8 protein-coding genes are annotated in these 13,368 nt (G+C 28.3%); all 8 read left to right on the forward strand.

Annotated elements, in window-relative coordinates; genetic code table 11:
- Positions 1–882 (forward strand): WxL domain-containing protein (locus IGI97_RS13050; protein ID WP_438791811.1); only part of this gene is annotated, 882 nt, incomplete at its 5' end.
- A gap of 380 nt (positions 883–1,262) precedes the next feature.
- Complete coding sequence (locus IGI97_RS13055; protein WP_438738908.1) at positions 1,263–2,687, forward strand: helix-turn-helix domain-containing protein; 1,425 nt, start codon at positions 1,263–1,265, stop codon at positions 2,685–2,687.
- 203 nt (positions 2,688–2,890) lie between these two features.
- On the forward strand, positions 2,891–6,367 hold the full coding sequence (locus IGI97_RS13060) for an immunoglobulin-like domain-containing protein (RefSeq protein WP_438738906.1): 3,477 nt from the start codon (positions 2,891–2,893) through the stop codon (positions 6,365–6,367).
- Between the two features lie 111 nt (positions 6,368–6,478).
- On the forward strand, positions 6,479–8,494 hold the full coding sequence (locus IGI97_RS13065; protein ID WP_438738904.1) for an FAD-dependent oxidoreductase: 2,016 nt from the start codon (positions 6,479–6,481) through the stop codon (positions 8,492–8,494).
- Positions 8,495–9,305: 811 nt separating this feature from the next.
- Entirely contained in the window at positions 9,306–9,542 is a 237-nt protein-coding gene (locus IGI97_RS13070) for a hypothetical protein (RefSeq protein ID WP_438738902.1), read from the forward strand.
- 1,169 nt (positions 9,543–10,711) lie between these two features.
- Positions 10,712–11,416, forward strand: coding sequence for a WxL domain-containing protein (locus IGI97_RS13075; RefSeq protein WP_438738900.1), 705 nt, complete (start codon positions 10,712–10,714; stop codon positions 11,414–11,416).
- Between the two features lie 110 nt (positions 11,417–11,526).
- On the forward strand, positions 11,527–12,555 hold the full coding sequence (locus IGI97_RS13080) for a DUF916 and DUF3324 domain-containing protein (RefSeq protein ID WP_438738898.1): 1,029 nt from the start codon (positions 11,527–11,529) through the stop codon (positions 12,553–12,555).
- A gap of 365 nt (positions 12,556–12,920) precedes the next feature.
- Positions 12,921–13,130, forward strand: coding sequence for a hypothetical protein (locus IGI97_RS13085; protein ID WP_438738896.1), 210 nt, complete (start codon positions 12,921–12,923; stop codon positions 13,128–13,130).
- Positions 13,131–13,368: the final 238 nt, after the last annotated feature.

Genomic DNA, 13,368 nt, shown 5'->3' on the forward strand with positions numbered 1-13,368 from the left:
TTAGCTGAAGAAGAAAAAGAATTATTAATTGCAACTGAAGATACAACTTTAAACTCTTATAACTATAATAGTGATAAAAGGAAACCGTATTCGATGCCAGTTTTAAATGGTAATCGAGGAACATTTACTAGTGATGAAACGCAAAAAACTGCATCAACGACAAAGCGTTATTTTGAATCAGTTTGTGCACCTTATGAAAAACTTAGTCTGGATTCATTTAAACAATGGATAAGAACTAATACTCCTAGTTTAGAAGATAATACATTTAAAGGCTGGAGTGCTTCTAAAAATTTGGATTCTATTACTAATATAGGAGATTTGTTTGATGTAACCTTCAAAGCAGAATGGTTGCCCAACGATTCAAGTACTACTAATGATAATGAAGTTAATCCAGTTGTAAGTGATTTTGGTATTGCTTATCAGCCGATAGCATTTAATATTCCTAACGAGACCTTAAATGAGGATGGAAATCAAGAAATAGTATTTAATAAAGCTGAAAGTTTTCATGTTGGTGTAAGAGATGATTCAAAAAGAAACTGGACTTTAACCGCCAAACTGACATGGTCAAATGACTATTTAAAAAATGCAACAATCAAAACTACTAATGCTACAGGAGAAGTGAAAAAAAATATAAGTACTGGTCAAGTACCTATTAAAGATAGTGATTTAGAAGAATGTAATAGTGAGGTTGTTGGAAGAACTAATGTGGAAATAGGTACTACTCCAGTAGAAATAATGAAATCTAATACTGCAAAAAAACATATTGGTGTATATGATTACGATTTGGGAGAAGTTAAGTTAAATATTCCAAATGTAGAAAATGTTCCAGCTTCTACGTATACAGGAACAGTAACATGGGATCTTCAAGTTGTTCCCGAATAATTATAGTCTTATAATTCAATAACAATCATTGCATAACAGATTATAGAGAAGCTTCTTCATATGCTTTTGAAGTATATGAAGAAGAGCTCTAATAAGCATTATTTTTATGTAATATTCTTGTAGGATGTAAACTAGACTTAAAGATATTTTTTTTAGTTAATAGTATTGTATTTAATAAAAAGAAATTGCTTTTTTTGTATTAAAAGGTTAAACTTTTTTGTATTGCTAGTGCGCTATCGCTATATTAATACGATATTTAGTAGAACAATGAGATTTCCATCATATTTTTCGATATATAGTAAAAAATATATTAGAAAGAATAATTGATCATAGTCGTTTATTAGTTGATAGAGTATTAAAGATTAAGGAGCATAAACGCTATGATTGAAAAATATATTGAAAAAGATGTAATGCGTCAGATAAAAGTAATGGAATACTTGTTTGAATTAAAAAAGATAAAAATACAAGATATAGCGGATATTTTAGAAGTTAGTAAAATAACAATTAAACGTGATATAGAAAATATTCTAGTACTAAATTCAAAAATAAATGTTATTTTTGAAAGCTCTTCAATAATTGAAGTTTCTTTTTGGAAGGGTGCAACGCGTTATGAATTAATTAGTACGATATATCAACAATCACATTTTTTAAGAGTATGTGCGTTTTATTTTATGGGTAAAACGAATTATATAAAAATTGTTGAACAAGAACATATTTCCGTAGCTAAAGCTTTTAATTTAAAAAGAAAAGTAGAAGACTTTTTAAAAGAAAACGATATTATGTCTGAAAATGGTCAATTTATAGATGACGAATTTAAATATAGGTTGATTTATTTAACTATCTGGATGCGCATTGATTTATTTGATTCTCAAATTGATCAAAGAACGTATCAAGAAGCCAATCGTATTGTTAAAATGTTTGTAAAAAAATTTTCTAACAATCTTAACTATAGAGAATATCATTTTTTTCAATTAGTTATTTATTTGTCGCTCAAAAGAAAAGATAAAAATTTGATCGTTTCAGATACAGACATGAGTTATGTTCATTCAGGTATATTATTTAATGAAGTAAAGACTCTGTTAAAACAATACGAAATGAATGAACATGAAATAGCATATATCGCTATGATGTATCGTTTGTTGAATCAGAACTTGATCAATTATCAGTACTTACTAATGTCATACAACCAATTAAGAAAAGATCGTATTGATAAAATTCCAGCTTTAGGTGAATTAATTCATCGTTTTGAACATCACTTCAAAAGAGAGCTTTTCAAAGAAATTATGTTTGAGAAACCTTTTTTAAGATTTGTTGTTTCAATATTTTTAAATAGACAAATGTTTTTGGTAGAAAAGCATTATTTTCTTGGAAAACAACAAAGAAAATTAGTAAATGAAGTTCGGCCAATAGTACTTGATTGGGCAGATTCATATAATTTACCTATTAATATTTCAGATATTACTTTAGAAAAATTTTGTTTGCAAGTTTCTCCATTATTGTTAACAAATAGTTTAAAAAAATGGAATATTTTTATTGTTGCAGAAGATGAGTTTGGGCATATTACTTATCGAGAATGGATTACCAAAAAATTGAATATGGATTATATCTCAATAGATAATATTCTTTATTATTCTTTAGATTCTTTACCTGTCTATATTGATATTGATAGTAGTATTGTTATTTGTGAACGTTCGCTAATGAATATATCAGATGAAATAGTTAGACAAGTTAAAACATTTCCTATTTCTTTGTTTTCTATTACAGAAGATTTACAAGAATTTTTTGAATATATTTTAAAGTCTTGATTTATAGATGTGATTAATTGTCTATAATAAAATTTAACTAAGGAGAAAAAAGTATCTTTATTGAATAAATATTTACAAGAGATAATTATGCCGATAACAATATTTTTTTATAAAAAATTTAATTGGTTATATTAATAATGAAGAATATTTTATTGAATAAAATTCTTGCTTTTTTATTTTAAATAATAAGGAGGAGAGTTTATTTGAGTAATAATAAACTGAAGAATTATTTATTTCCATTTATGTTTTTGTCAACTTTTTTGTTTTCTTTACCAGCATACGGTGAAGAAAAAACAAATTATTATTATTCAGAAACGCGAGCGCCTATTTTTTATGGAGCTAAAGAAGTGTATTTGAGAACTGGTGAAAAGTTTGACATTAAAGATTCTAAGTATCGTGTATTTGCTAATGATTTTGAAGATGGTGACGTAACAAACAAAATTCAAGTACAAAGTACTAATGTTAATATGAATGTTGCCGGAACCTATAAAGTAGTATATAAAGTTCAAGATTCTAATAATAATGAGCAAACATTTGAAACAAAAGTAGTGGTATCGGATACAGATGATTCAAGAGTAATTCGTAAAGTGTATAATAACTTTTCAACTTGGAATACTACATTACAAGGTGTTGCTAGAGCAGATCATCAAGATAGACAAATGCTAGGGATAGAAATTCCTGCAGGAAAAAAAGCAGAAGTAAAAGTAATTAAAGGCCCTAGTTTAAAAGTTAGTGTAGTAACAAATGATTCACATACGGATGGGACGACTGTGATGATTAATTCTAATAGTCATACATCTTTATCTAGTAAGTCAGGGAAATCTGTTCCTTTTGTTTATACACCGTTAAATACAAAAGAAGAAGCTGATCAAGAAAAGGATATTTTACTTGAGGTTAAACTAAAGGATGTTGATTCGGTCCCTTACTATCATCAAGGTGATAATGAACAACAATTTTTTTCAAAATGGAATGATTCTGTAGATCAGTATGGTGTTATTCAGGGAGATGCATTAACTGTATTAGTTCCTTATATGGATAGAAATAAGCTAGTGAATCATTGGAAAAAGTCATTTAAAACTTTAGATGATTTTTTGACATATTATAAAAAAGTTAGAGATCGTTGTGATGAAATGATTGGATTGGAACAAAAACCAGAAAATATACTTGATCAAGTAGTTAAAACAAGATTCTTTGTTCGTGCAAATGCTCATGGAGCAGGTGCTGCATACTATGGTACTGATCATATTGGTGTAAATAATCCTAGTGTTGCTTCTTTTTTTGAGCCTAACTGGGGTGGTTTACATGAAGTAGGACATGGATACCAAGGAGGACTGTCACAAGGATCAATGAACTTGGGAGAAGTTTCTAATAATTTCTTTGGTTATGCAATTCAACATGATAAGGATATATATGCTTGGAACGATTATTACTTGGACATTACTAGAGATGAACAAAAATATAATAATCAACGATTAAATGAAAAGAAGAAATTTAAAGATATTGATGTGTCAGGACAATTTTATATTTTAGAAAATTTACTTCAGTCGTTTGAATTTAAAGATACTATATTAGCTGATATGTATAAATGGTATCGAAGACAAAAATTAGAAGGAAATAACCCTCCTAATGAAGAAGCTTGGGTTAGAACATTTGCTAATAATGGCATAAATATTATTCCTTATTTTGATAGTTGGGGAATTAATATTTCTGATGTGTTAAGAGAAGAAATATTTAATATGAAGAATTTAAAAAATGTTTCAATACTAGGCGATGTGGTGACTGATCCTGTCAAACTAGAAGAAATCAAAAAAATAAAACAAAAAGATAAATATTCAGGTATTCTAACGGATGAATTAGCCGAATTTGGTCTAACTGGTTCATTAACTATTAAAATTGAAGATGAGACTTTCAAGTTATTAAATGGAAAAACTATTCAATTAACAGATAAAAATAATAATATTAAGAATATTCAGATTACAGATAAAGAAATGACACTAACAGATATTCCAATAGGAATATATAATATATTTGTTCCATATGTAGGAGAAAATTATTTTATTGAGCCTCAATGGACAACAATTTATCAAAATAAAAATACAGAAGTAAATATAGTGTATGAAAAAAGGTCAGACTTTGAATATAATGGAGACCAATTTTTTATTAGAGGGATCTATAATACAGATGGTATTAGAGGAGTATTAAATAAGAAGTTAACTAAGTTAACTATTACTCTTGGAGCAGCTAATTTAGGTAATCAATCATGGCCTGAAGGTCAATTGTATTCTAGTGTAAGTATTATTGATGGAACAACTAATGAAATAAAAAAATCATATGAAGTTACTGGAAATGGGTACTACAGCTATCTTGAACCTAACAATTTAAAACAAGAAATCTCTATAAAAATTGGTGATAAGGTAAAAATTTATCATGAGAAACCTGAGAATGTTAATATTGTTAGTGGAATTACCAATAAAATAGATCCTTTTAATTCTACTACTCAAAAAGATACTGAGTATATACTTACCTCTACTGGCTTTAAAAAAGTTTCTATAAATGAAGAAAGCTATAATGAAAATTTATATGCGTTGAAAAAAGAAAGAGCAATAAATGATCTAAGAGAAGCTATGAAAAAATTAACTAATGAAGAAATAGAAAACAAACTTGTCTTGATGAATTATAAGAATAACTTAATTCAATTATATAATTCATTACGGGAAGAAGATAGAAGTGAATTTACTGATTTTATTAATCGAATAAAAAAAGGTGGATCACCTAAAATAACTATTTTAAATGATAATATAGTTATTAAACCAGCCAAGTCTATAGATCTGTACTCTTTAATTACTGCAACTGATCCAGAAGATGGTCCAATTGAGATAAACTCAAATAGCACAGAGATTGAAACTGAGTTTAATGCTTCTCAAGTTGGAGATTATAAAGTTAAATATATTGTTAAGGACTCTGATAATAATAAAACTGAAGCAGAACTTACTATTCGTGTAAGTAATGATATAGAGCAAGACGGTTCAGAAGAAGAAAACCAAGAAACGGACTTTTCAAAAGCTTCTACCAATGTAAATGTGACACTATTAGATAATATTCGCACAAATCCTAATCCAGTAGGTCCTAATGGTAAGCCATACACTGACCCTTTGAATGATAATGAAAAAATAGAGTTAAATTCTAATTTTGGATTAGTATATATGCCAAAAGCTTTTGATTTCGGAAGTAAAGTTTTATCTGATGAATTAAGTTTACAAATGCAAGCAACTAAAAATACTAGTTTTGACATTGGAATAAAAGATAAAGATAAAATAAAGAAAAAATGGGAATTAGGAGCATCATTATCAACTGTATTAAGAGATACTACGGAGTCAGTTCCAGGATTTTATATTTCTACTACATCTTCATCTGATATTAAATTAAATGAAAATGATGGTGTGAATAATTTTAATAATAATGATTTGAAAGTAAATACTGATAGTTCTGTTGTAAGTAAGAATAATTTTAAGATTACTTCTTCTGAAAATATTTTAGTTAATACAACAGAGAATAAACAAAGATATTCTGTTTATAACGTAAATTTAGGGGACGTATTCTTTAATCATGATAGTCCTCAAGAACTTCCAGCTGGGAACTATTCAGGAAATATCAACTGGAATTTACGAATGGTTCCATAATAAATAATCATAATAAAGCATAGTCATTACACTAATAAGTGGCTATGCTTTATATAATAAAAAGACTTGTGTAACAAGATAAAAAAATTTGAAAGGAGAGAAACGACAAAGTTGTATGATGTCATCATTATCGGTGGGGGATTAGGCGGATTAACAGCAGGTGCAAGGTTATCTATGTCAGGGAAAAAAGTTTTATTATTGGAACAACATTTTATTGTTGGTGGATGTGCCACTGCTTTTAAGCGCAAAGAGTATATAATGGATGTTGGGTTACACGAAATAGATGGATTTAATGACAGTGATAAAATTAAAAATAATCTATTTAAAGAATTGGATATAGGTAACAAAATTAATATGATAAAAATTCCCGAATTATTTGAGATAGTATTACCCAATGGAAAAAAACTTAGACTACCTCATGGTAAAGAAAATATTGAACAGTTTTTATTAGAAAAATATCCTAAAGAAAAAAAAGGAATTACTAATTTTATAAAGACAATTGAAAGTGTTCAACATGAATTTTATAAGTTACCGAATGAGGGTGTGATTCGGAATTTTATGCTACCTATTTTTCCACTAAAATTTCCTAATATTTTTAAAACATCTAAACTAACGGTAGGAGAGTGGATGGATAAAAATATCTTTGATGAAGAATTAAAGTTAGTTTTAACTGCTAATTTAGGTTACTACTCTGATAATCCGTATAAGTTAAATATGACTTATTTTTCTGTGGCTTGTGCTGGCTATTTTTTAGGTGGTGCTTGGTATATAAAGGGTGGTGGACAAAAATTATCCAATACTTTGGCGAATATTATCGAAAATAATGGTGGACAAATTTTAACGAATAAGACGGTTAAAAGAATAATAGTAGATGATTCAAAAATAAAAGGTATTGAATTTATAGATACATGTAATGAACATTATGGAATAACAAAATGTTATAGTCAATGCGTTATTTCAAATATTTCTATAGAATCTACAGGAAAACTTTTACCCACGATGTGGGGAAATAAAATAGTTATTCCCTATAAAAATTTTACACCTGCAGCTAGTCTAATAACAATTTATCTAGGAATAAATGCTCCCAATTTGAAAAAATATGGTGTGAAATCTTATTCTACTTTTATTCAAGGAAAAAATATCTCTAGCTTGAAAGATATTATTAATAGTTACGGAAGCTACTTTGATAATGAAAATAAAGGTTTTGTATTAGTAGATTATGGTCAAATTGATAGTGGTCTAACTCCAAAAGATAAGTGCTTTGCATGTATTTGTACGACAGATAAATTAGGAAATTGGGAAGGAATGTCTAGAAATTTATATATAAAAGAAAAAGAACGTATTGCCCAAATATTAATTAAGAGATTAGAAAATCATTTTCCTAACATTTCCGAAGTTATCGACTATATTGAAGTAGGGACTGCTAAAACTATTCAAAACTATATTAAAACGCCTAATGGAACTCCATATGGATTTGATCAGTCTGTAGCTCAAAGTAATTTTAAAAGACCAAAGTTCAAATCTAAAATTTCAGGATTGTATTTTTGTGGAAGCTGGACATTTCCTGGTGGAGGATTTACAGGAGCAATTTTAAGTGGAGAATTATGTGCTCAAAGAATACTTCAAACGATGGAATGGGATTTGAAAAAGAAAGATAAAAAATTGTTGGCAGATCCAAGAAAGGTTAAATTAATTAGCAAAAAGGAAATTGCAAAAGATACAGTTCTACTTACATTTGAAAAACCAAAAGATTTTATATTTACATCTGGACAATATGTAGAATTACAAATAGAAAATGAAAAGTATCATGATAAGGACTTAATGCATAGAGCGTTATCTATTGTTAGTCATCCTAATGAAAATACTTTATCGTTCGCTATGAGACTAAGTTCATCTATTTATAAAACCAAAATAAAAGAAATGAAAAAAAATGATATAGTAACAATTTTTGGACCAATGGGTAATTTTGAAATAAAAAATTTCGATTCAAACATTATGTTCATTATATCAGGAATCGGTATTACACCTGTTATATCAATGTTAAAAGAGCTAGTTGAAAAGAATTTCCAAAATAAAGTGGTATTGATTTACACTAATAAATCTGAGAAACAAGTAGCATTTGATTGAATATGAAGATTTCTATTTCTTTTATAGATGATTTTCTGTCGACTATTTATTCGATAAAATATTACAGTCAGCACATTGAGAAATTAGTGTGTATTAACAGTATAATTTTACTGTTAAACAAAGAAACTGAATTGCTGGGAAACCCTAAAACAAGTGAAACGACAACGTAGTTTTGAAAAATAGGCAAGCGTGAACGTAGCGAAAGCAGAAAAAATTTGCTTGATAGCACAAGGTTAAATCCTAAATGCAAAAAACAATGGGCAATCAGCAGCCAAGCTCCGAACAGGAGAAGGTTCAACGACTATTCCTCTTGCGGGAAGTACACACAAGTGTGTGGAAGTGGTTTCGCCGTACTGGGTAAAGCCAACGGATAAGATATAGTCTGTGCTTACGTGAAAGCGTAAGAAGTTCATCAGAGAACTGCATAGGAAGTAACGATTCTGTGTGAACACATATTTCCAAACGACTATTAATTTATTTTTTATATTTAAGTTGTAAGAAATACAGGAACTTTTAATAGATATGAAAAAAAAACTAGATTTAAAATATGTAAAGATTTTAACACAAGAAACTCATAGTCAAATAATAAGCAAAAGTTTGATAGAAGCCTATATTCCTAAATCGTTCTTTAAACCAGATTGTTATATTGTTGGGAATAAGAACTTCAATAATTTAATGGGGAGGTACTTATATGAACTAAACATTCCATTAATTAAAATATTTAAAGATGATTTTTATTAGAGTACAGATTTAAAAAAATATAAATATGACATCTTTTTGTAATTTATTGTATAGTATTGGAGGAAATTTTATGTTAAGAATGTATAGCGATTATTGGAAAAATACTTTTAATTATAAAACTAGATCTAATGTTAAAGATCTTATGTGTGCTGCTTTTTTCAATCTATTAATTCTTATGGGAATTAATCTTATTGGGTTGTTAGGTCCAATTTCTTTAGAAAATATCATTGTTAATCTATTTTATTTAACTCTTTTAATTATGCTTTTCCCAACTGTGTCGCTTTTAATTAGAGTGTTTAAAAGTTAAAAAGTATTATAAATAATTGAATCTGAATATAGATATAAAAACGAAAACACAAGGTGAGCGTAAAGTCTAAAAATGTACTTTTTGTTAAATAATATTGGTAAAGAAAAATTGTAGAATCGCGTTTTGTCCAGAGGAGTTTCTCCTCTGGATTTTTTATTGCTTGTTTTTATTGTACAAAAATCCATAATTAAACTTATAAAAGTTACGAAAACCATAGACATTCTGCTTTAACACTTATGAGCAACATAAAAACATCTTGGTAAAACGTGTAGCCTTGTGTTAACTCAAGAATATAGGAAAGTATGCTGTTTGAGTTTTTTCCATTGTCGTTTTTGATCAAAATTAAATTTTTTAATAGGTAATTTTACCAAGTCATTCGATGGTTTCGAAAAGTCTGATCGATGTGTTGTAAGATATAGAAGTGATTAATGATGAACTTAGTATAAGGGAAGTATTTTTTCCCGCACAGACAGTGGTAAATGGCTTAAATAACTTTATAATGAGCTAGTGACTTTAATTCTACAGGATTTCAGGGTATTTTTGTAATTCACAAAAAAGAGATGTTGATAAAAATACAAACATAGGAAAGTGTAAATCCAATTTTTTTTCCTATCATCTAAAAATGATTTTGCATAACTATATCCAAGTTGTGTTTTCTTTTTGGAATAAGCAATAATGAGATTATTTTTACGATAATTGTGGTCAATTTAAGGTATAGAATAAACATGCCAATAATCAAGGGCAACTCTTCTTTTTATGATTTTTTTGGAAATAAGTTTCAAGCTGAGTTTGAGTGATTAAATTATTCTATATTTTAAAATTTGAAAATATTCATATGTAAAAATAAACAAAAATTAAAAATGATAACAGACTAGTTTATTAAATTTTATAAAAATACTAACGGATTAGTTTATTAAATTTTGTAAAAATAGATAATATATTTATTTTTTTGTATTTTTGAAGTAAATTCACTTATTTTATTATTTTAAATTTGACAAATTATACTGTTTTTAACAGATTGTCAATATTTATTTTTGTAAATTTTTATATCAGAGATTGTTTTTATTTAGAGTCATCTCTATTTGTTTTCGTATAAGATGTAATTGTAAAGTTAAGTGATAAGTATCACTTGGCTAAAAAAATTCTATTGAAAGGAAGTAAGGTAAAAAATGAAAAGTATTCGATTACTTGGAACAACATTATTAGTTTCAACAACATTATTAGGAGCAGGAGGTGCATTTGCGCAAACTTCAGTTGATCAAACAACGCCAGATCCAGCTGCAGCTCAAACACCAATTACTGCAGAATTAACAATTAATCAAACTCCAGATGCACCAACATTGCCAAGTGGAGTAGATGGCGGCGGAGATAAAGGAACTGAAATTAGTGGCGTTTATGGGATTGCATATGTACCAAATACATTAAGTGGCCGTGCTACTTTAAAAGAATCAGGAGAACAACGAGTAGATTTAGCTAATAATTCTGCAACTAAATACAATGTAGGTATCCAAGACAAAACACGTAAAAATAATCAAAAATGGTCATTGAAAGCACAATTGGTATGGACAAATGATTCAAATGGATATATGAAAGGTACTAAAATTACTGCTACAGGTGGTAATGTAAAAGAAAATAAAGGAGGGGTTTTAAGCGATCTTACAAAAGGTCAAGTTACTACAACTGCAACTACTTTAAATATTGAGCAAAGTTCTCAAGTTGAAGTAATGAAAGCTGTTTCAGGAAAAACAATGAATGGTGTATACAACTACCAATTCACAGACCCTAAATTAGTTATTCCAGAAGTATCTACAGTAGCTGCAGGAACATATAGTGGGAACATCAACTGGAATTTAGAAGATACTCCAAGTGTTTAACATAAAATAATAAACTTATCACAAAGAAAGAGGGAGTTCTCTTTCTTTGTGATAAGAATACATATGAGTTTTAATATAAAAATATTCTACAAGAAAGGGTGAAAAATACAATGAAACGATGGATAGCGTATGGGGTAATAGCATTTTTAACGTTATTTGCTAACGCGTATGGTGTTCATGCGGAAGAAAACTCTACTGATTTGATGGGAGGATATACGATTGAAGGGGTACCGAATGAACGTCAAATTGATAAAAATGTAAGCTATTTTTATTTGGATGAACAACCTGGAGCACAAGATCAAATCAAAGTGAAGTTGATTAATGATTCTTCGATAGAGAAGATACTAGATATAAAAGTAACCAATGCAAATACAAATTTAAATGGTTTGGTAGATTATACAGGAACGCTGAAAGATCATACAAGTTTAAAAGTACCATTGACATCAATTGTTAAACCGCAAGTAGCAGAAGTAAAAGTAGCTCCCAAAAGTGAAGTTGAAACTACTTTAGATGTACAAATGCCTAAAGAAAAACAAGAAGGAATTATTTTAGGTGGTATTGTTGTTTCAGAAAAACAAAATGAAGCGAAAAAAAATCAAAGTGTAGCGGTGGGAAATACGTATAGTTATACATTAGGTGTTTTATTAACAAATGATCCATCGATAGAAATCAAACAAAATAAATCCGTTGAATTAGAAAGTGTAGGTGCAATTCTTTCAGATGGAAAGAAAGTGGTTCAAGCAAATATTTTAAATCCAAATCCGTACTTATTTGGAGAAGCAATTGTTTCGGGAAAAATTATGAATGAAAAAGAAACAGAAACAATTCAGGAAACGAAAAAAGAAAATGTAAAAATGGCGCCTCAATCTGTATATCCTTTCCAATTTGATTGGAAAAAAGAAGAATTAAAACCAGGATCATATGTATTTGAAGGAAAAGTAAAAACAAACGATAATGAATGGACGTTTAAAAAGAAATTTATGATTACTTCAGAAAAAGCAAAAGAAATCAATACTAAATCGGTATTTAAAGTTTATATTCCCAACTGGATAACTTATAGCGTATATATATTAGTCGTTATTAGTGTAGTAGGTACAATTTATATCATTGTACGGAGAAAACAAATAAAAACGAAATGAACATTAATGAATTGGTAATTGAATGTATGGTATATAATATAGCAGTATTGGGAGCTGGAGTGATTCATGCGATAGTGAAACAGATACAGGCAAATCGGGATTAATAATTAAGTTAACTCAACCTATAGTATTAGCTTACCAACTGTTAAGAATAATTAGTAGTGTAAATGCTATTACTCGAAGCGATGTTAACATAAGTGCAGTTGTGTAGCCAATCAAGTTGTAGGTGAAAAAGTATTTTTGCAAAGATTACTTAGTGTGAATGGAGAAAATAATCTCATATATTCTATTTAGGAAGAATTTTACTTGGAGTTAGTATATGTCCCTGTTTCTATAAAAAACAAAGAAAAGGAAGCGAAAGAATAATGTATAACTTACCAATTTGTTTATTAGTAGTAGGAATTAGTCTATTAGTGTTAAATAGTTTGCTTTTTTTCAACGACTACAAAACAACGTTTACGAAATCAATCAAAAAAAGTTATCTATACGTAAATGGTATCATGCTTATTTCTTCTGTAGGGGTGATTGTGCTAAGTATTGTATATATTTTTATGATTAACAGTCAACTGAACTAAAAAAATGGTTAAGAACTAGTCAATTTTCATGTAGCTGTTTATTTAATGGAAATTGACTAGTAAGAAATAGCATATAGTCTGAGACCTATTTATTAATAATATTATTTATAAATTGTACTTCGATTCACCTTTAACATGCGACATAACTTTGAAATCAAGTATTCTGTTTGTAGAAGATAAAAGGCTTTTAATTAGTGATAGAGTAGGATGTGAATACACAAACTATTTTTTAAGATAA

It is taken from the genome of Enterococcus sp. DIV2419, from assembly GCF_051711865.1.
GTDB lineage: Bacteria > Bacillota > Bacilli > Lactobacillales > Enterococcaceae > Enterococcus > Enterococcus faecalis.